This is a genomic window from Pseudomonadota bacterium (assembly GCA_039815145.1).
Taxonomy (GTDB): domain Bacteria; phylum Pseudomonadota; class Gammaproteobacteria; order Steroidobacterales; family JBCBZW01; genus JBCBZW01.
Genome location: JBCBZW010000012.1, coordinates 1 through 20,580 on the forward strand (window position 1 = coordinate 1; position 20,580 = coordinate 20,580).

Sequence of the window (20,580 nt, forward strand, 5' to 3'; positions counted from 1 at the left end):
CAGCAGCGCATCCGGCCCGAAGCCAATCGCGGCGCGCGGTAGGCACGCGCAGCGACCGGAGCAGGACTTACACCAGGGCGTGCAGCAGACTATCGATCGACGCCTTCGCATCCCCATAGAACATCCGCGTGTTCTCCTTGAAGAACAACGGATTCTCAATCCCCGAGTACCCCGTCCCGCGCCCACGCTTACACACGAACACGTTACGAGACTTCCAAACCTCCAACACCGGCATCCCCGCAATAGGGCTACCCGGATCATCCTGTGCTGCAGGGTTCACAATGTCGTTCGCACCAATCACGATCACCACATCATTGGTGGGGAAATCATCGTTGATCTCCTCCATCTCCAACACGATGTCGTAAGGCACTTTGGCCTCCGCGAGCAGCACGTTCATGTGCCCCGGCAAGCGCCCGGCCACCGGGTGAATCGCAAAGCGCACCGTCTTGCCTTGCTCGCGCAGCTTGCGCGTGAGCTCGGACACCGACCCCTGCGCCTGCGCCACCGCCATGCCGTAGCCCGGCACGATGATCACGCTGTCCGCATCGGTGAGCGCCGAAGCAACCGCGTCCGCATCGGCAGCAATCATCTCGCCCTCCACGGCCTGCGCGGAGGTGGTCTCACCGCCCCAACCGCCGAGGATCACGCTCACGAAGGAGCGGTTCATGCCCTTACACATGATGTAGGACAGGATCGCACCGGAGGAGCCCACGAGTGCCCCCGTCACGATCAGCAGGTCATTGCCCAGGGTGAAGCCGATAGCCGCCGCGGCCCACCCCGAGTAGGAGTTGAGCATCGACACCACCACCGGCATGTCCGCGCCACCGATCGCCATGATCAGGTGCCAGCCGATGGCGCCGGAGATCACGGTGACCGCCAGCATGGTCCACAGTCCGGCGCCCTGCAGGTACAGGAAGCCGAGGACGAGGCAGGTGATCAGTGCCAGAGCATTGATCTGATGGCGCCCCGGCAACGTCAGCGCCGACGAGCTGATCTTCCCCGCCAACTTGCCGTACGCGACGATCGAGCCGGTGAAGGTGATCGCACCGATAAGAATGCCGAGGAACAGCTCCACCTTGAGGATGCTGAGCTCCACGCCGGTCTTCTTGGCGATCGTGGCCGCAAAGCCCGCCAGCTCGGCGACGGTGCCCGCTTCCTTCGCCGCCAGCGCAGCGTTCATCTCGAGATCGGCGTTGATGCCGATGAACACCGCCGCCAGGCCGACGAGGCTGTGGAAGCCCGCGACCAGCTCCGGCATCTGCGTCATCTGCACGCGGTTGGCGACGATCCAACCGCCGACGCCGCCGAGGGCGATCATCAGGGTGATGGTGCCGTAGGAGCCGACGCCCGGCGTGCCGACGGTGGCGCCCACGGCCAGCACCATGCCGATGATGCCGTACCAGATCGCGCGCTTGGCCTTCTCCATGTTGGAGAGACCGCCGAGGGCGAGGATGAAGAGAATCGCGGCGACAACGTAGGCCGCGGTGACCAAACCAGTACTCATCCCTGACCCCTCAACTGCGCTGGAACATGGCGAGCATGCGACGGGTGACCAAGAACCCGCCGAAGATGTTCACCGATGCCATCAAGATTGCTAACGCCGCCATGACCACCACGGCGCTGGTCCCGGACGCCACCTGCAGGAGCGCGCCGACGATGATGATCGAAGAGATGGCGTTGGTGATGGCCATCAACGGGGTGTGCAGGGCGTGGGCCACGCCCCAGATCACGTGGAAGCCCACGAACACGGAGAGCACGAACACGATGAAGTGCTGCATGAAGCTGGCCGGCGCCACGCTGCCCACCAGCAGGGCGGCCGCGCCGCCGATGCCGAGCATCCAGCCCGTACGGTTGAGGGACTTCTTGAGCTCCTCCGCCTCGCGCGCGGCCTTCTCCTCGGGCGTCTCCTCGACCACCTTGGCCTTGGGCTGGGCCGCGATCGCCGCGATCTTCGGCGGCGGTGGCGGCCAGGTGACCTCGCCCTCGTGGCACACGGTGGCGCCGCGGATCACGTCGTCCTCCATGTTGATGACCGGGTTACCGTCCTTCTCCGGCGTCAGGTCATCGAGCATGTGGCGGATGTTGGTGCTGTAGAGGTTGGACGACTGGGTGGCCATGCGGCTGGGGAAGTCCGTATAGCCGACGATGGTCACGCCGTTGTCGGTCACGAACTTCTCGTCCTTCCGCGTCAGGGCGCAGTTGCCGCCGCGCTCGGCCGCAAGGTCCACGATCACCGAGCCGGGCTTCATCGCCGCGACCATGTCCTCGGTCCACAGCTCCGGCGCCGGGCGGTTGGGGATCAGGGCCGTGGTGATGACGATGTCCACCTCCGGCGCCAGCTCGCGGAACTTCTCCAGCTGCTTCTCGCGGAACTCGGGGCTGGACGGTGCGGCGTAACCGCCGGTGGCGGCGCCGTCCTGCTGGGCCTCTTCGAAGTCGAGGAAGACGAACTCGGCGCCCATGGATTCGATCTGCTCGGCCACTTCCGGGCGCACGTCGAAGGCCATGGTGATGGCGCCGAGGGCGACGGACGTACCGATAGCGGCGAGACCGGCAACGCCGGCGCCCACCACCAGCACCTTGGCCGGGGTGACCTTACCGGCGGCGGTCATCTGGCCCATGAAGAAGCGGCCGAAGTTGTTGCCGGCCTCGACCACCGCGCGGTAGCCGGCGATGTTGGCCATGGAGGACAGGGCGTCCATCTTCTGCGCGCGGCTGATGCGCGGGACCATGTCCATGGCGATCGCCGTCATGCCCTTCGCATTCAGGCGCTCCAGGAGCGCCTCGTTGGCGGCGGGCCAAACGAAGGAGATGAGGGTCTTGCCGTCGGGCGCGGCGTCGAGTTCGTCGAGCGACGGCTCGCGCACCTTGACGATGACGTCGGCGCTGGACCAGAGGTCCGCGGCGGAGGCCACCACCTCGACGCCCGCGGCCTGGTAGGCCTCATCCGTGATCGATGCCGCCACGCCGGCGCCGGCCTGCACTACGCACTCGTAGCCTAGCTTGCGCAGCCGACCGGCACTCTCCGGCGTCAGCGCGACGCGCGCCTCGCCAGATGCGGTCTCCTTCAGGGCCCCTACCTTCATCTATACGCTCCTCACAACCTCATCATCGGCCGGGCTGCCACAGCAGGCCGTTGTATTCGCTATTGATCTGGACGATCCCGCGGGCAAGCGGGACACCGGCGCTAGCATGCGCCGCACCATCTACGGCGGGCTCGCATCGTCGCATAGAAATCCATTGCGGTCAGGGGGCTGGCCCGGGAGCGATCGCAAGGAGCACTCTCAACAAAAGATTTGCCGCTCAGCCGTGCGCGGTGTGTGGGGAGTCGGCTCGTCGCTGGCGCCGACCTAGCGCTGCGCGTCGAGGGGCAGGTTGATCGTCAGCCTGGCACCGCCCTCTGGCTGGTTGGATGCCCGGATCGCGCCGCCGTGAGCGGCGATGATGCGATGGGCGACCTGCAGGCCGAGGCCTGCCGAATCGCGCCTTTGGGGATCGGCGCCGATACCGTCGAGCGCGACCTCGCCATCTTGCCCGGGCAAACCTGGGCCGTCGTCCTCCACCAGGATGCGCACCTCGCCGTCGCGGGCAGACACCGAGAGTCGCACCGCCGAGGCCGCGTGCTGCAGCGAATTCATGGTGATGTTCTCGACCGCACGAATGAGGCGTCGCCCATCCGCCCACAGCTCAATCGACTCCGCTGGGCATGTGTACTCCAGGCGCACGCCGCGATGGTCTGCGATCGGTTGAAGCTCCTGCGTTACCAGACGCAACAGCTCCCCGGGCGGAACGCTCTCGAGCGCTAACGCCGCATCGATGTCCAATCTGGCCATCTCGAGCAGATCTTCCGCCAGGTCTCGAACACGACGCGTGTCGAGCTCCGCGGCGTCGAGTAGGGGTCCTAGCCCTTCGGCGAGGCGTTCGGGCGGCGCATCGAGCAGAGATCGCGCTCGGTTGAACACGCCCGTAAGCGCCATCAACGGTGTTCGCAGATCGTGGGAGACGTGACTCACCCACTCGCCCCTGACCCGGTCGCGATCGCGGATCTGCTCGATCAGCTCGGCGATTCGATGACGCATAGCATTCATGCCGTCGGCCAGCAGGCGGATCTCATCGCGTCCACCCACCTCGAAAGGCCCGGGGATGCTCGTTTCATCGTCCAACGGCTGAGTGACCTGATTCGTTAGCTTTCGCAAACGCCGAGTTGCCAGCAGCGACACCAGGACGGCGAACACCGATGCGCTCAGACCGAAGTAGATCAAGGCAGCCATGACGTAGACGGGATCGGTCAACACAGCAAGGGCGGAGAAGCGCTCAGGCTTCTCCACAGGCTTGCCCTCGAGGTAATCCGCATAGTCACGCACATGCTCCGGGTTGCCCCACTCCGAGATACGCGGGGAGAGCGAGTCCCAGACCGGCGTGAGCATCGTGTCGCCTGCCAGAAAGACAAAAAAGACGACGACGCCAATCCGAACGCCAAGTTGGTTCCTTAGAGGAAGCTGCGACCTAGTTTGCATCTCGCATCCGGTAGCCGACCCCGTAGATCGTCTTGATCCAGTGGGGGTCGTTTGTATTGTGCTCGATCCGCGCGCGAAGGCGCCGCACGCAGAGATCGACGGTTCTCGTGGTACCCATGAAATCCTCGCCCCACACATGACGCAGGAGCTGATCGCGTGTCCAGGCACGGCCTGGGTGCTGCAGCAAGAAGTACAGCAAGTCGAACTCTCGGCGGCGCAATTCGAACACTTCGGCGCCCGCGCCCGCTGTGTAGTTCGATGGATCCGCCCACAGCCCGTCCAGCTCTAGTCGCTCTGCCGCCGGGGCTGGATTCGCTCGGCGCAACGCGGCGCGCACGCGCGCCGTGAGCTCTGCCGGATCGCAGGGCTTTACGATGTAGTCCGCCGCTCCAAGGTCTAGTCCACGAACGATCTGGCTCACAGCATCGCGCGCAGTGAGGATCACGATGGGCATCGAGGGGTGTTGCGCCGTCAAGCGCTTGCACAACGTGAGGCCATCGCCATCGGGCAGGCCAAGATCGAGCAGGACTAGATCGAAGGGCCGTTCAATCGCCTTCGCCGCGTCGCGTAGGGAGCCGGCGAGTTCGGTGATGAAGCCCGCTTCGCGCAGCAAGCGAGCGAGTTCTTCGCGTATGCGCGCCTCATCCTCTACCACCAATACTGTGTTTGGTCCCATCCCCAAGCGTCGTCTCCCTCGAATCACGGTGAGCGTAGCAGCTGCCCGCGAGGTACGCGCCGTAGGAAATTCTGAGGACACATTGTTCTGTTACGTTGCCCCCGTCGCCTCCCGTGCGCGCCGCGCTCGGGCCGTATACCAGAAGAATAGCCAAGGAGCAGACGATGGGGTCGATCACCCACCAGGGCCGACGTAGCTTTTTGAAGTCCACCGGGACGGTAGCGGCGGTGGCACCATGGCTACCCACCTTCGCTAGCCCGAGTGACCCCGACGTGGTCATCGTCGGCGCCGGCGCGGCCGGCCTCGCGGCCGCGCGCACGTTGGCACACTTGGGCAAAAGCTTCGTGGTTCTCGAGGCGGCCGATCGCATCGGCGGGCGCGCCTACACAGACACCAACACCTTTGGCGTTCCTTACGACCCGGGCGCCCATTGGCTGCACAACGGCAACCGCAATCCTTTCAACGCCTACGCTCGCCAACGGGGCTTCGATCTGTACCTGCCTAACTCTGATCTTGCGCTGTACGTCGGCGACCAACCGGCGGGCGCCGCCGACTGGCTACAGTTCACCGCATCGCTCAACCAAACCTCCTTCGCCATCGAGGAAGCGGGGCAAGCCGGACTCGACGTGAGCATCGACTCTATCGCGCCACAGGTGAACAGCTGGGACCCGACGACGGAGTTCCTCCTCGCCCAAGTGTCGGGGGCTCAGTTCGAAGACCTCTCTACCCAGGAAGCGGTGAGTTTCGCGGGTGGTCGGGATTGGTTATGTGCGCAGGGCTACGGCGCCGTACTTGCTGACTACGGCGCCAGCGTACCCGTTGAGCTGCAGCGCTCGGTCGAGCGCATCGACTGGTCCGGCACCGGCGTTGAAGTGCACACCTCGGATGGGGTGATTCGCGCAGGCGCAGTGCTAGTTACCGTGTCCACTAACGTGCTCGCAAGCGGCGCGATCGAATTCACCCCTGCCCTACCGGTCGATTTGGAGGAGGCCATCTCGCGGATCGGGATGTCGGCGTACATCCGCGTCGGGTTGCAGTTCTCGGAGAATGTCTTCGGCACTGGGCCTGACAGCTTCGCTTACTACAAGACGGATACGGGGAACGCCGTGAGCATTCTCGCCAACCAAGGAGGTGGCCCGGTCTCCACGGCAGACCTCGGCGGGGACAACGCCCGTGCCATGGCGCAGGCGTCGGACGAGGCGATCATCGACTACGCCCTCGGGGAGCTCGAGGCCATCTACGGCAGCAGCGTGCGGGATCGACTGATCAAGGCTCACGTGGCGAACTGGGAGCAGTATCCACTGGCCCAGGGGGCTTGGTCCCAGGTGCAACCTGGTTTCTATTCGGCACGGCAGGCCTTCCGTGAGCAAGCCGCGATCGGCAATCGTGTGTTCTTTGCCGGCGAGGCGCTGCATCCCGATATGTTCGCGACTGTGGCGGGCGCTGGGATCACAGGGCGCTATGCGGCGCTTCAGATCGCAAATGCGCGCGCCGGCGGGCGCTTCGAACCGCTTCCCTCAACGCCATCGGAAGGCGCATCGCGTATCCTGAGCACAGCGAAGGAGCGCCTACGAGGGTCTGCCCAAGCCAACTCAGGGCTGCGTTGACGAAAAACAGCGCCACTACCTAAGCCGTAGTTGCGCCGTGTAGCGCCAACAGCTGTCGGCGTTGGAGATAACCTACTCGTTCGGCACCCAATGATCGACGGACGCTGAGCTGAGTCCGGCGCTATCGGGAGGGCGGTTGCCCTCCCGTCAGCCAAGTCGCCGCTAGGTTGGCAACGACCCGAGGGAACCGCTCGCCGACGGCGACGCACTCGCTGCCGACACCTCGCGCGTCCCCTCCCCCTCCATCCGCCCGTAGCGCCTCCCCAGGTCGACCCCAACCCACGCCCACAGCGCCGCCACCGCACTGCCAATCAACGCGATCGCCCCCAGGCTCAGTGCCAGCCCCTCACTCAGCAACGCAAACGCGCTGCCACTGATGGCATCGCCACCGCGATACACCACCACATCCAGCACCGGCTTGGCCTTGAACCGCTGATCGGCACTCACCTGGGTGAACAGCATCTCGCGTGCGGGACGCGTCACCGCGTAGTTACCCACCCGCCGCGCCACGTCTGCCGCCAGGAGCAGGACGATCAGCGGTGCGAAGGCGAGCGCCGCCATCGCCACCACCAATGTGACCGGTAGGCAGGCCAAGGTCACCGCCATGCCGCAGCGGCGCACCAATCGGCCCGTCACGAGCAGTGCGCACGCGAACGTGAGCGTGTTCACCAACCAGCTGATGCCGCCCAGAATCTGGGTGCGCTCCACTCGCGTGAACTCGGCGAGCAGGTTCTTCTGAATGAAATACATGAAGGAGCCGATGAACACGTAGAGCAGGATGAACAGCGCGATCGCCAACAGGTAGCGGTTGCGCAGCACATCGTGAAAGCCGCTCCACCAGCGCCCCTCGAGCTTGCCCTGCAGCTGCTCGGCGCTGAGCGCGTGCTGGGCGTTGTCCAAATGCGTGAGCTTCAGGTGCTGCAGGCGCAGGATGATCGGCACGACAGCGAACAGCCCACTGGCGGCGATCAGGAGCAAGGTCTCGAGTCCCACCGCCTGGGCGAAGAGCGCGGGTAAGGCCGGGCCTACGATCGCCCCGGCGCTGGCGCCCGCACCGATGGTGGCGAATAAGCGCTTTGACTGGTCCTGGGTGAAGGTGTCGGCCATGAAGGACCAGAACACCGACACGTTGAAGAGACTGAAGGCGGAGACCCACATGTAGAAGGCCTTCTCCAGCAAGGTGGGATCGCTGACCGCTGGCGTGATCAGGCGGAACGCCATGAAGCTGATCGCGAACACGGCGTAGACGCCGGGCACCACGCGCTTCAGGGGCACTCGAGACACGGCGAAGCTGTAGAGCGCCACCAGGCCTGTGCTCAGAAAGAACTGCAGGTTCCACAACAGACTCACTTCCGCGTCGCTCCAGTCGCTGGCCATCGCATCGCGCACCGGGCGCAGCACGAAGTAGGCCGCCATGAGCAGGAAGACGAGCAGGAAGGACAGGACGGTCGCCTGGCGCTCGTTGGGGCGAATCAAGGTGATGCCCTCGAACCAACCGCGGGCCTGGCTCACCGACTCACCGCCTTGGCGTCCAGGAGATCATCGAGGATGGCGACGAGCTCATCACGGCTCTTGGCAAAGCGGTGATCGCCATTGAGCTCCAGCACCTTGGCAAGCGACCGGGAGATCGCCAGCGTAGCCTCGCGCTCGTTAGGCACGACGAGGTAGCGCATCTTCGGATCCTGCGCCGTGAGGAAATGCAGTACCGCGTCGGCCACGGGCTGTGGGTCGGCATGATGCGAACGATCCTGCTGGGCGAAGGAGGCGAAGCGGGCGATCTCCTCGCGGAACGCGGACGTGCGCTCCCCCCGATCCAACTGCTCCAGGCGCCGGTGCATGTTCTTCATGATGTTGGAGCGGAAGTTGCCGGGCTCGACGATGCTCACCTCCACATCGAACTTGGCCATCTCGCCCGCCAGGGCGTCCGTGTAGGCCTCCATCGCGTGCTTGGACATGCCGTAGGGGCCGAACAGGGTGGCGGAGAACAACCCGGCGACGGAACCGGTGGTGGTGATGCGTCCTTCGCTCTCGATGATGAGCGGCGCGAACGCCTTGGTGACGCGGTAGGGGCCCATCACGTTGACGTCCATGATGAACTGCATGTCGTCTTCGCTCACCTCGATCAGGGGATCGAAGAGGAACACGCCGGCGTTATTGACCAGGCCGTACAGGCCACGGCCGCGCGCACGAATGGTGGCGACGGCGGCATCGATCTCGTCCTGGCGGGTAACGTCCAGGCGGATACCCTCCATGTTCGGGTGGGCACTCAGGGCGTCGATGTCGCGGGCCTTGCGCGCGCCCGCGTAGACGTAGAAGCCCTCGTCGGCCAGGGTGGTGGCGATGCGGTGGCCGAGACCCGAGCTCGCACCGGTGACGAGCACGGCCCGTGGCGAAGGGGCGTTATGGTCATCGGCGTACGCGCTGGAAGCACCAAGGGCGAGCAAGGTCATTAGGGCAACGAGTCGTCTCACGGGGGTTCTCCGGGATAGGGTGTGAGCGCCACACGCTAGCCGGCGACCGGGATCGATCGACCCTTCCTCGACCAATGCGAGGAAACTATCGACGAGGAATTTGGTCGACGAGGGTGGGGCGTTGGTCGACGACAAGGCCCGCTCCGCCGACGCCACCCCGACTTCCGCCGACACCCGTCCCCGCGACCGGGGACGCTGGGCTACGATCGACTACCCCACCACCCCCTGGGTCACGATGACGCCAACAAGCAGTTCGCCCCCCTTCTCCCAGAGATCCGCAGTGCTGATAGCCGGCCTGTTCTGGGCGGTGGTGGTGCTCGTCAATCTGGGGCCGGACTGGCAGCGCTTTGCCACGGCCCGCGAGGCGCTGGAGGTGATCGGCCTCACCACAGTGCTGCAAATGGCGGTGGCCGCCGTCACCATCGCTTACCTCGTGCCGCGGTGGCTCGATAAGGGCGCCACTGGCCGCTTCCTGCTACTGCTGCTGCTCGCCGTGCTATGCGCAGCAGAGGTAAACATCCTCGTCAGCTACTTCTATCTGGAGCCCACCCACACGGAGGGCTACGGCGCCCGCTACCAGGAGATCCTCGGCGACCTCACCCTCGTCGAACGTCTCGGATTCTCCTGGGTCAGCCGCTACATCCTGCTCTCGAAGCTGCCCCACCTCGTGCTGCCGGCGGCCGTACTCATCGCCGTGCGCTACTACCGGCGCCAGCAGTCCCTCCTGCAGCTGCGCGAGCAGCAGCAGGCGGCTGAGCTGAATGCGCTGAAGAGCCAGCTGAACCCCCACTTCATCTTCAACACGCTCAACAACATCTACGCCCTCGCCCTCAAGCGCTCCACGCTGACCGCGGAAGCGGTGGCGCGGCTGTCGAGCATCCTCGACTACGTGTTGTACCGAGGCAGCGAGCGCGTCGTCTCCCTGCGCGATGAGGTGGCGATGATCGAGGCCTACATCGCCCTCGAGCAGCTGCGCTTTGGCGATCGGCTCACGGTGCACTTCTCCCAGCACGCCTCGCCCGACCACCAGGTGCCGCCCCTGCTGTTCCTGACCCTGCTGGAGAACGCCTTCAAGCACGGCGTGGCCACGTCCCTCGATGCGGCGGTGATCGAGATCAGCCTCGTGGAGGAGGCGGGTGCGCTACGCTTTGCGATCAGCAACAGCCGCCCGCCCGCGTCCGCCCCGGCTCGACGCGACGCTGGTGAACAAGCCATCGGGCTTCGCAATCTGCAGCGCCAGCTCGCCCTGCAGTGCCCGGACACGCACGAACTCACCCTGGTGGACGGCGACGACCGCTACACCGCCACCCTGACGCTGACGGACACATGCCCAATCGATACCGCTGCCTGATCGTCGACGACGAGGCCCTCGGCCGCGAACTCATCAGCACGCACCTGGAGCAGTTCCCCCAGTTCGAGGTGGTGGCATCGTGCGCGAGCGCGGTGGAGGCGAGTCGCGTGCTGGCCGAGGAATCCGTGGACCTGCTGTTCCTCGACATCGAGATGCCGGTGATGAAGGGCACGGACTTCTACCAGGGGCTGCGCGAGCGCCCCGCGGTGATCTTCACCACGGCCTATCGCGACTATGCGGTGGAAGGTTTTGAGTTGGAGGCCGTCGACTACCTGCTGAAACCGATCGTCTTCGCACGGTTCTTCACGGCCATCCAGCGGTTCCTTGCCTCACGGGAGGGAGCGAATCTCGCGGAAGATGCCACCCCAACGGCCGGCGACGCGGCTGGCGGCACCATCTTCGTGCGCAAAGACCGCAAGCACCTGCGCTTATGGCTGGACGAGATCCTCTACGTGCACAGCGCGAAGGACTATCTCGAGGTGTACACCAAGACCCAGATGCACATGATCAAGGGCACGATGAACGCCTTCTCGACCAAGCTCGGGTCCGCGTTCCTGCGCATTCACCGTTCTTACCTGGTGAACCACCGGCACATCACGGCGATCACGGCGCACGACGTGGAGGTGGGGAGTGTCGAGCTGCCGATCAGCGATCAGTACCGTGCTGCCGTCATGGCGGTGATAGAAGCACGGTAGACCGCCGCCTAGGTAAGGCGCTGGAACTCCCCCTGCCAGGCCAGGTTCTTCGGCGGCTGGGTGCTGCGCAAGGCCAAGGAACGCTCATCGATGGCCCGTTGGGTGGCGAGCACGCCGTCGAGGTGATCGACCTCATGCTGGAGCAGCGCGGCGTAGTCGCCGGTCAGCCACACGCGATGTTCCCGCCACTCGGCGTCCCGATAGGTCAGTCGACACGCCTTGGGCATCCGCACGCGCACCAGCAGGTTGGGGAAGCTCATGCAGTCTTCCCAGTACTCCATCTGATCGTGATCGTGATCGTCCAGCACCGGGTTGTAGAAGGTCTGCGGCGCATCGCCCCCCACCCTCATGGCGACGATGCGCCACGGCACGCCAATCTGCGGGGCGGCGATGGCACGCCCCCAGCCGTGCTCGGCCTGAAAGGCGCGCATCGTGTCGTGGAGATCTTGCACCTGCGCGGATAGCCGCGGCACGTCGCCCGCGGTGAGCGCTTGGCAGGGTTCGAACAAGCTCGGGGTACCGAGCTGAAGGATCGGTTGCACTGACATACGCTGACGATAGCGCATCGCTCGGCTCGAATGGAGCACGTCACCATCGATCGCAAAGTGCGAGGGGACAGATGCCCCCTCGCATTCAACCGGTCGCCTAGCGATCAGTCCTGCAGCTGCGGGATCGCCTTGCAGTTGGCGTAGAAAGTGGTGGTTGCAGGCCAGTCGTCGAACAGACCGAAGATGCCCACCTGCTGCACCAGCACGTCCAGCGTGCGCAGGATGTCGCCGTCGTTCTGGAGCGCATCCACCGTGGTGTTGTAGTAGAAGGCACCGCCCGAGGGGATGATGTCCTCGTTCACGCGGCCCGAACGCTCGATGGTCCAGCCGATCAGCTTCAGGCCCGCCTCGCGAGCGCGGCGCGCGTACTCCGACGGCAGGATCTCATCCGCCTCCGCATCCACGGTGACCATCGCCGGCATCGGCGGGGCCAGGATGTTGACGCCCTGGTCCACGAGGTCCGTGAACTCCTTGAGCGCCGGCGGGTTGCTGACCAGATCCACCGGGTCACGGCCCTCGAGGTACACGGCCTGCTCACCGAAGTCCGGCGTGTTCTGCACCCAGTACAGCACGTCCGGCAGGTTGAAGGATTGCACCCACACGTCCTCGGCGGGCACGTTGGCGGCGCGATACTCGTCGATCACCTTCTGGCGAATGACATCGTAAGGCAGGAAGCCCTTGTCCTCGTCGTAGGTCTTGAGCTCCGGCGTCATCTTGCGGCCGAGGGACTGGAACAGCGCGATGCTCTCGGCGTGGGAGAGGAGCGTGCCGCCGGTGGCGTAGAGATCCGTGCGGAAGTCGGCGGTGCCGCCGAGGTACTCTTCCGCCGTGGTGGCACGCGAGTCCGCGGCATCCATCTTGCCGACCAGAGACTTGTATTCCTGCAGGCTGATGTCGCTCGTGCAGCAGCGCGCCGTGGCGCCCTGCACCAGCTCGCCGTTCTCATCGAACTGGGCCGGCTGGAAGGGCGCTTCGCACTTGGCGGCGAGGTTCGTGACCAGGATGTTGGTGGTGGTGTGCAGGTCACACTCGGAGTGGCGGCAGACCAGCTCGCCGTCGTTGGTCACGGCGATGTCGCACTCGAGGATGCCGGCGCCCATGCGAGCGGCCGCGAGGTAAGACTCCTTCGTGTGCTCGGGGAACTGCAGCGGGGCGCCGCGGTGGCCGATGGAGAAGTCGCTCGGGAAGTAGCGCGCACGACGTTGGGCGCAGCGGGCGAGCTCTTCCTTGAGCGGACCGTCCTCGAGTTGATCCAGGAGGTAGAACGGACGCGGACCGAGCTGCGCCGTGCGCGGCAGCACCTCGTCGGCAAACGAAGCACTGGCGCCGAGGGTGATGCAAAGGGTGGTGACGGCTAACAAAAGCGATCGCATGAGGTGAAGCTCCCTTAATGGCCATTCGCGAAATGCGATGGCGAGTGTAGGAGCCGAAAAGCGACGCGCTGGTGAACCTTATGTGAAGTTAGTGAGACTGTCCGTGGTCACTCCCGTGACAGGCGCGCGGGCCCGAGGGCACCGCGATCACCCGACCCCCGCAAAGCGAATACCGGCGAGACCTGCCACCTCCCGCTTCCAGCTGGTGATATCCCGGGCGCTGAAGCTGGAGAGCTTGTCGTGGCCACAGGCACGGGCAAGCACCTGCATGAGCGCGGTGCTGGCACTGAAGAACCGGGCCAGACGTTCCGCCCCCACCTGCACGTCGAGGCGCTTGCGCAGCTCAGGCTTCTGAGTGGCGATGCCCACCGGACAGTTGTTGGAGTTGCACATGCGCGCCGCGACACACCCCACCGCCTGCATGGCGGAGTTACTGACCGCCACCGCATCCGCGCCCAGGGCCATCGCCTTGGCAAAGTCCTCAGCCACTCGCAGCCCACCGGTGATCACCAGCGTGACCTCAGACCCGGCCCGCGCGTCCAGATGACGACGCGCCCGTGCCAGGGCGGGAATCGTGGGCACGGAGATGTGGTCGCGGAAGATTAGGGGGGCCGCGCCCGTGCCGCCACCGCGGCCATCCAGGATGATGTAGTCGGCGCTCGCCGCCAGGGCGAAGTCGATATCGTCCTCGATGTGGTTGGCCGAGAGCTTGAAGCCGATGGGAATGCCGCCGGTGCGCTCGCGCACTTGATCGGCCAGGCGCTTGAAGTCGGCCGGCGTGCTCAACTCGGCGAAGGTGGCCGGCGAGATCGCTGCCTGCCCCGGCGCGAGGCCGCGCACCTCGGCGATCTTGCCCAGCACCTTATCGCCTGGCAGGTGGCCACCGGTCCCGGTCTTCGCCCCCTGCCCGCCCTTGAAATGAAAGGCCTGCACGTTGTCCACGCGATCGAGTGACCAGCCGAACTGGGCGGAGGCGAGCTCGTAGAAGTAGCGTCCGTTCTCCGCCTGCTCCTCGGGCAGCATGCCCCCTTCACCGGAGCAGATCCCGGTACCGGCCAGCTGCGCGCCACGGGCGAGGGCGATCTTCGCCTCCTCCGAGAGCGCGCCGTAGCTCATGTCGGACACGAACAGGGGAATGTCCAGCTGCAGGGGCTTCGCGGCGCGCGGCCCGATCGTCACCGACGTGTCGACCGCCACCTCATCAAGAAGCGGCTTGCGCGCCATCTGCGCGGGTAGCACCTGAATGTCATCCCATTCGGGCAGCTGCCGGCGCGGTACGCCCATGGCACCCATCTCGCCGTGATGACCGAGCTTGCTGAGGCCATCGCGCGCCAACGCGTGGATGCGGGCAACGGTCGGCTCCTCCGGCGTCACCTTCGCTTGCGGTATGTCGCTCTCGGGCGCCGGAGCCGGATCGCCGGCACGCTTGTCGCCAAGGCGCGCATGGGAGCCATCGCAGAACGGGGCATTCGCGCTCGCCTTACACTGGCAAAGCGCCACCGATCCGTCCTGCTCGGCCGTGAACTTCAGCGGCGCGATGCCCGTCCCCGCATGAGAGCCGTCGCAAAAGGGTTGGGTCTTGGAGAAGCCACAGCGGCACCAGTAGTAGTCCTTCCCCTTCTCGACGGTAACGGACGCAGGCGTCTTGGCGGCGATAATCGGCGTAGTCATCGTTCGGTCAACTCCTGCGATAGGTGCTCACGACCGTGGGGAGCCTCCAGATCCAACACGGGGCCTACGGGCACCACGCGAGTAGGATTGATGGTCTCGTGGCTGGCGTAGTAGTGCTTCTTGATGTAGGGGATATCCACCGTCTGCGCCACGCCCGGGTGCTGGTAGAGGTCTCGCACGTAGGCCGACAGATTTGGGTAGTCGGCGATGCGCCGCAGGTTGCACTTGAAGTGACCGACGTACACGGGGTCGAAGCGAAGCAAGGTGGTGAACAGGCGCCAGTCCGCTTCAGTCACCTGAGCGCCGACCAGATAGCGTTGCGACGCGAGGCGGGCGTCGAGCCAATCGAGGGACTCGAACAGCGGCCCTAGCGCCTCCTCGTAGGCTTGTTGCGTCGTGGCGAAGCCTGCCTTGTAAACGCCGTTGTTGACCGTGTCGTAGATGCGTTCGTTGAGGGTGTCGATCTCGGCTCGGTGGGCCTTGGGGTAGTAGTCGCCCGGGGTCGCACCCAGTGCGTCGAAGGCCTCGTTGAACATGCGGATGATCTCCGCCGATTCGTTGGAGACGATCGTGCCCTGGGCCTTATCCCAGAGCACCGGCACGGTGACGCGCCCCGAGTAGTGGGGATCTGCCGCGGTGTAGACCTGGTGCATGAATTCAGCGCCGTGGATGTGATCCGCCGTGGCCCCATCACCCGGGGCAAGGGTCCAGCCGTCCTGGCCCATGAACCAATGCACCACCGACACGCTGATCATGTCCTCGAGCCCCTTCAGGGCGCGAAAGATCAACGCCCGATGGGCCCACGGGCAGGCCAGGGAGACGTAGAGGTGGTAGCGCCCTGCCTCGGCCTTGAAACCACCCTCGCCGGTGGGTCCGGGGGCGCCATCGGCGGTCACCCAGTGCCGAAAGGCGGAGGCCTTGCGCACGAAGCGGCCACCGCTCGAGGCCGTGTCATACCATTTGTCGACCCAGCGGCCGTCCTGCAGCAATCCCATCTCGTGGTCTCTCCTGAAGGCCCAGCGGCGGGGCCGTAAATCGTTGCGCAGGGAGTGTAGGGGTTGCCCTATTTCGCATAAAGAACGAGATTTAGGCCCTGATGTTCACAAAAAAAGAACGCCATAATGGGTCAACTGGAAGATCTTCGCCTTTTCGTGTCCGTCGTCGAGAACGGCAGCATCTCGCGCGCCGCTGAGGATCTCTACGTGGCCAAGTCCGCGGTCAGTCGCCGACTCGGCCAGTTGGAGGAGCGCTACGGCGCGCGCTTGATCGAGCGTCAACCACGCCTTTGGAAGGTCACCGCTGCCGGCGAGGAGCTTTACCAGCGCGCGACGAACCTGGTCACCGACGCCGACGATCTGGATGCCGACTTCAAGCATGCCGGCTACATGCTGCGGGGGCCGCTCTCCATCACGGTAGCCCGCGAGTTTGGTCTCTCCTACTTGAGGCCCACGCTCTTCGCCTTCGCCAAGGAGCACCCGGAGATCGATCTAACCCTCGACTTCGATGATCGAACGGTGGACCTCGACAGCGAGAACTACGACCTCGCCGTGCGCATCACCGCGAGCCATCTGAGCGGATTGAAGCGACGCCGCCTGGGCGTAATGCGCCATGGGTTGTTCGCTAGCCGCTCCTACGCCGAACGAGTCGCGCTGCCGGAGGACCCGAAGGCGCTGAGCGAGCACCCGCTCCTGCACTACGGCTCAGCCAAGCGCGCCCGCTGGGAGTATCTCCTCGAGGGCAAGAAACGCTCGATCACCTTTCGGCCGGCGCTCAACTCGAACAACGGGACCTTCCTCGTCGACGCCGCCCTGGAGGACCTCGGCATCATCCACCTGCCCTACTTCATCGTGTCCGATGCGTTGCGCGACGGTACGTTGGTGCCCGTGCTGCCGGCGCTCACCTTCGAGGAGTTCGGCATCTACGTCGTGCACAGCGAGAAGCGACGCCTCAACAAGCGCATGCGCACGCTCATGGATTACCTGGAAGCGAGATGCGCCTCGCTAGCCGATCAGTACACCTGACCGACGAGGACTCGGGGCTCAGCCCAACCGGCTGGGGGTGTAATCGCTGGCAGACACGACCGGGGGCCGCCCCAGCATCACATCCGCCAACAGGCGCGCCGACCCCGCCGCCAAGGTCCATCCCGTGTGGCCGTGGCCCGTGTTTAGGTAGAGACCCTCGACGGCGCTGGCGCCGATCAGTGGTACGCCGTCGGGACACATCGGGCGCAGGCCCGTCCAGCCGTTCGGATCTGCGCCGTTCAAGGCCGCGACGTACTCGGGGTAGAGCTGGCCGAGCAGGCGCTGCAGGTTGGTCACGCGGGTGGGGGTGATGCGCCGATCGAAGCCGGTGAACTCCGCCGTGCCCGCCACGCGAATGCGATCCTCCCCCACGGGCACCACGGCCAGGTGCAGGAACGAGTCCGAGGCCGGCACGTTAGGCGCCATGCCGGAATCGCCCCTCGGCAAGGTGAGCGAGTACCCCTTCACGGGGCGCACGGGCAACTTCATACCTAACATCGCCGCTAGAGGTGTGGAGTAGCTGCCCGCCGCCAGCACCACCCGGTCCGCACGCAACTCCTCCCCATCGGCGAGGCGCACGCCGCGCACTCGCCCGCCCTCGCGGAGGAAGTCGGTGACCGTCTCCTCGAAGCGAAAGCGCACGCCGTGTTCGGCGAGGTGGGCGTGCAGGCCCGCGCAGAAGGCGAAGGGGTCGCCGCTCTCATCGCCGGGCGCGAAGGTCGCGCCCACCAGGCGATCTGCGACGGGCGCGAGCGCCGGATCCATCGCCACCGCCTGCTGCGGGTCGAGCACGTCCGTGCCGAGGCCGTGGCGGCCCAGCTCTTCGTACCAGCGCAAGGCTGCGTCGAAGGTGGGCTGCTCTCGGTAGAGGGCCAGGGAGCCACGCTGGTAGTAGGCGTACTCCACCCCCGTCTGCTCGCGCACCACGCGCATGCAGTCGATGCTGTGCTGGGCCAGGCGCACGTTGCGCAGGGCGTTGGCGAGGTGTCGCTCAGGCGTGGAGTTGCGCAGGAAGCCGATGCCCCAACCGATCAGGGCGGGCAGCGCCTTCAGACGCAGGAGCACCGCCGCGTCTTCGCGGCCGAGGTTGCGGAACAGCACCTTCAAGATGCCGGGCGAGTTCCACGGCTCCACCAGAGACGGGTGGAGCAAGGATCCGTTGGCGCGACTGGTCTCGCTGCCGGGCGCTGGACAGCGTTCGACCACGAGCACCTCTTCGCCCTCGGCGTGCAGGGCTTGGGCCGTGGTCATGCCGACCAGGCCCGCGCCGATGATCAGTGTGCTCATACGCTCGCGGATCCGCCTCTTGGTGGGCGCTATCCTCGCAGGTGCATTGCCTCGCGTGAAGCGTGACCGGCGCTTCGCCGGTGGCTCGGCCGCTTCGCCAGGGCTGTGAACGATTTCATCAGCGCGCCGTCGCCTCCCGGTGCACTCGCGGCAGGGCGAAGGCCAGGAGGTAGTCGCCCCTGCCCTCCCCGTCCACCCGCGTACCGCCCGCGGCGATCACCACGTACTGACGCCCCCCGAAGGCGTAGGACATGGGCGTGGCGTAGGGCTGCGCCGGCAGGGTCGTCGACCACACCTCCTGCCCCGTCGCCGCCTCGAAGGCGGCCAGTCCGTAGTTGTGAGGCGTCGCCAGGAACACGAGCCCACCGCCAACGGCCACCGGCCCGCCGGCGGCGAGGTAACCCCACTTGGCGACGGCTGCCGCTGGATCGACGCCAGGCGCTCGACTCACGGGCGTTTCCCAGCGCACCTCGCCGGTGGACGGATCCAACGCGACCAACGTCGACCACGGCCCGCGTTGGCAGGGCAGGCCCGTCTGCCGATCGTAGACGTCGTAGCGCGCCATGCCGTAGGGCGTACCGGCCTGGGCCGTGAACTGCGCGGGAACGCCGCCCATCTCCCCCTTGCGCGCGGCCGCACGGAACTGCGCCCGGGGAATCAGCCGCACCACGGTGGGGATGCGGTTGATGGCGACGAAGGCCAGGCCGTCGGACGGGGCGTAGGCCATCGACCCCCAATTGGCACCGCCGAAGTTGCCGGGGTAGAGGAGCGCGCCCCGGTCGACGCTCGGCGGGGTAAAGATGCCCCTGTAGTCGACGCCATCGAGCTGACGATCGCAGCGCTCGCGATGCCCGTCATCCGATGCCCAGCGAACGAATTCATCAGGCGTTGTGGGATGCAGGCGGAGCGCCGGGAAGGGCTGCGTCTTGGCGGCCTCCTCGCCCGGTGCGCTGGACGCGGGCACGGGTCGCTCCTGGATCTCGTGCAGCGCCTCCCCAGTCTCGCGATCGAAGACGAAAACGAAGCCCATCTTGGTGGCGAGGACGACGGCGGCGACCGCCTCCCCCTCGTGGGTCACGTCGATGAGCATCGGCTGGGACGCGAGGTCGTAGTCCCACAGGTCGTGGTGCACGAGCTGCCGCGCCCACACGAGCTCGCCGGTGCTTGCGCGCAAAGCAACGAGGGAGTTGGCGTACTTGCCGTCGCCCAGACGGGCGCCGCCGTAGAAGTCCGGCGAGGGCGAGGTGGTGGGCAGGAAGACGAGGTCGCGATCAGGGTCGGCAGCCATGGCGGACCACACGTTCGCCGCCCCCGTATCGCCGGCAGTCCCCGCCACCCAGCTCTGCGCGCCCGGGGCGTCCTCAGAACGCGGCAGGGGATCGAAGGCCCAGCGTTGGCGACCGCTGCGCACGTCGAAGGCGCGCACGGTGCCGCGATCCAGACGCACCCCGCCGTTGTCGCCCACGGAGGACCCGACCACCACCACGTCGCCCACCACCGTGGGCGGCGTCGTCACCGAGTACTCGCCGCGACGGTAGTTGGCGACACCTCGCGACAGGTCGACCTCGCCCTTGGCGCCGAAGTCCTGGCACGGTGTGCCGGTGTCGCCGTCGAGGGCGATCAAGCGCGCGTCGAGGGTGCCGAGGAAGATGCGCGTGCTGCAGTGGCTCGCCGCGTCCGTGACGGGCGTCGCCGGCGCCTGCCAGGCACTCACGCCTCGCGAGGTGTACATCTCCGAGAAGCGCACCTCGAAGTTCACTTCCGGGTCGTACTGCCACAGCGCCTCGCCGCTCGCCGGATCGAGAGCGACGACGCGGTTGAAGCCCGTGCTGATCACGAGCTTGCCGTCCACCAACACGGGGGTGGCCTTGAAGTGGGAGGCCGGGTCGACGCCCTCACCCGTGGCATCCCCCGTGCGAAAGCGCCAGGCCTCGGCCAGGTGAGTGACGTTGGCGGGCGTGATCTGGGAGACATCCGCGTAGCGCGTGCCCGCGGCGGTGCCTCCGTATTGCGGCCAGGGAGAGGCTGCGAAGGGAGGGCCCTCGGCCGCAGTCAGCGAGGTCGCCAGCCACAGCAGCGGCAAGGTCGTCCAAGCGCGATTGTCCATGCGTCGATCCTGAGTGTTCCAACACGAGGCGCAGAGCCTAAGCGCCCGATTCGGATCCCCACAGGGCTTTGTGACGAACGCCGCAATGATGATGCGAAGGGATGAGGGGATGAGCGGAAAATTTGCTGGGAAATCAGCATCTGGCCCGTATAGAGGCCGGCGATAGCACGGTCCAAATTCGTACTTGCGCGCCACTTTCTCGGTTGGTCAGCAAGCGTACGTCCCCGGTAAACTGCGAGTTCACCGTTTCGGAGGG

16 protein-coding genes are annotated in these 20,580 nt (G+C 66.0%); 4 read left to right on the forward strand and 12 right to left on the reverse strand.

The annotated features are described in order from the left end of the window. Nucleotides 1–67: 67 nt before the first annotated feature. The 4 genes from AAF184_05385 to AAF184_05400 form a co-directional block, all read right to left on the reverse strand. The gene (locus AAF184_05385; GenBank protein MEO0421745.1) at nucleotides 68–1,504 is read right to left on the reverse strand and encodes an NAD(P)(+) transhydrogenase (Re/Si-specific) subunit beta; all 1,437 of its coding nucleotides are present in this window, start codon (nucleotides 1,502–1,504) and stop codon (nucleotides 68–70) included. A 10-nt stretch (nucleotides 1,505–1,514) separates the two neighbouring features. Continuing rightward, complete coding sequence (locus AAF184_05390; GenBank protein ID MEO0421746.1) at nucleotides 1,515–3,086, reverse strand: Re/Si-specific NAD(P)(+) transhydrogenase subunit alpha; 1,572 nt, start codon at nucleotides 3,084–3,086, stop codon at nucleotides 1,515–1,517. A 264-nt stretch (nucleotides 3,087–3,350) separates the two neighbouring features. After that, nucleotides 3,351–4,427: a HAMP domain-containing sensor histidine kinase gene (locus AAF184_05395; protein MEO0421747.1), complete on the reverse strand. Its 1,077-nt coding sequence runs from the start codon at nucleotides 4,425–4,427 to the stop codon at nucleotides 3,351–3,353. 79 nt (nucleotides 4,428–4,506) lie between these two features. After that, a complete protein-coding gene (locus tag AAF184_05400; protein ID MEO0421748.1) occupies nucleotides 4,507–5,193 on the reverse strand; it encodes a response regulator transcription factor in 687 nt (228 codons plus the stop codon). Between the two features lie 164 nt (nucleotides 5,194–5,357). Between AAF184_05400 and AAF184_05405 the strand changes: the two genes are divergently transcribed. After that, nucleotides 5,358–6,800 (forward strand): NAD(P)/FAD-dependent oxidoreductase, encoded by a 1,443-nt coding sequence (locus AAF184_05405; protein MEO0421749.1) that lies wholly within the window; start codon nucleotides 5,358–5,360, stop codon nucleotides 6,798–6,800. A 162-nt stretch (nucleotides 6,801–6,962) separates the two neighbouring features. On the opposite strand, the gene AAF184_05410 is transcribed toward AAF184_05405, so the two are convergent. Together AAF184_05410 and AAF184_05415 are read right to left on the reverse strand one after the other, a co-directional pair. Then, entirely contained in the window at nucleotides 6,963–8,312 is a 1,350-nt protein-coding gene (locus tag AAF184_05410) for an MFS transporter (protein MEO0421750.1), read from the reverse strand. Continuing rightward, nucleotides 8,309–9,271 (reverse strand): SDR family oxidoreductase, encoded by a 963-nt coding sequence (locus tag AAF184_05415; protein MEO0421751.1) that lies wholly within the window; start codon nucleotides 9,269–9,271, stop codon nucleotides 8,309–8,311. Before AAF184_05415 ends, AAF184_05410 begins: the two co-directional genes overlap by 4 nt. 280 nt (nucleotides 9,272–9,551) lie before the next feature. Between AAF184_05415 and AAF184_05420 the strand changes: the two genes are divergently transcribed. Then, on the forward strand, nucleotides 9,552–10,622 hold the full coding sequence (locus AAF184_05420; GenBank protein ID MEO0421752.1) for a sensor histidine kinase: 1,071 nt from the start codon (nucleotides 9,552–9,554) through the stop codon (nucleotides 10,620–10,622). Then, nucleotides 10,598–11,317, forward strand: a complete 720-nt coding sequence (locus AAF184_05425) for a response regulator transcription factor (GenBank protein MEO0421753.1) — start codon at nucleotides 10,598–10,600, stop codon at nucleotides 11,315–11,317. The genes AAF184_05420 and AAF184_05425 overlap by 25 nt, the downstream gene beginning before the upstream one ends. Before the next feature lie 8 nt (nucleotides 11,318–11,325). Here the strand turns inward: AAF184_05425 and AAF184_05430 are convergent, their stop codons facing one another. From AAF184_05430 to AAF184_05445, 4 genes are all read right to left on the reverse strand, one after another. Continuing rightward, nucleotides 11,326–11,883 (reverse strand): peptide deformylase, encoded by a 558-nt coding sequence (locus AAF184_05430; GenBank protein ID MEO0421754.1) that lies wholly within the window; start codon nucleotides 11,881–11,883, stop codon nucleotides 11,326–11,328. Nucleotides 11,884–11,969: 86 nt separating this feature from the next. Beyond that, nucleotides 11,970–13,238, reverse strand: a complete 1,269-nt coding sequence (locus AAF184_05435; GenBank protein MEO0421755.1) for a glycerophosphodiester phosphodiesterase family protein — start codon at nucleotides 13,236–13,238, stop codon at nucleotides 11,970–11,972. 147 nt (nucleotides 13,239–13,385) lie between these two features. Then, nucleotides 13,386–14,909, reverse strand: a complete 1,524-nt coding sequence (locus AAF184_05440; protein ID MEO0421756.1) for a glutamate synthase-related protein — start codon at nucleotides 14,907–14,909, stop codon at nucleotides 13,386–13,388. Then, complete coding sequence (locus tag AAF184_05445) at nucleotides 14,906–15,904, reverse strand: glutathione S-transferase family protein (GenBank protein MEO0421757.1); 999 nt, start codon at nucleotides 15,902–15,904, stop codon at nucleotides 14,906–14,908. Before AAF184_05445 ends, AAF184_05440 begins: the two co-directional genes overlap by 4 nt. 126 nt (nucleotides 15,905–16,030) lie before the next feature. Here AAF184_05445 and AAF184_05450 point away from each other — a divergent pair, with 126 nt between their 5' ends. Next, the gene (locus AAF184_05450) at nucleotides 16,031–16,930 is read left to right on the forward strand and encodes a LysR family transcriptional regulator (GenBank protein MEO0421758.1); all 900 of its coding nucleotides are present in this window, start codon (nucleotides 16,031–16,033) and stop codon (nucleotides 16,928–16,930) included. Between the two features lie 18 nt (nucleotides 16,931–16,948). Here the strand turns inward: AAF184_05450 and AAF184_05455 are convergent, their stop codons facing one another. Together AAF184_05455 and AAF184_05460 are read right to left on the reverse strand one after the other, a co-directional pair. Next, nucleotides 16,949–18,217 (reverse strand): D-amino acid dehydrogenase, encoded by a 1,269-nt coding sequence (locus AAF184_05455; protein ID MEO0421759.1) that lies wholly within the window; start codon nucleotides 18,215–18,217, stop codon nucleotides 16,949–16,951. Between the two features lie 118 nt (nucleotides 18,218–18,335). Further along, complete coding sequence (locus AAF184_05460) at nucleotides 18,336–20,324, reverse strand: PQQ-binding-like beta-propeller repeat protein (protein ID MEO0421760.1); 1,989 nt, start codon at nucleotides 20,322–20,324, stop codon at nucleotides 18,336–18,338. Nucleotides 20,325–20,580: the final 256 nt, after the last annotated feature.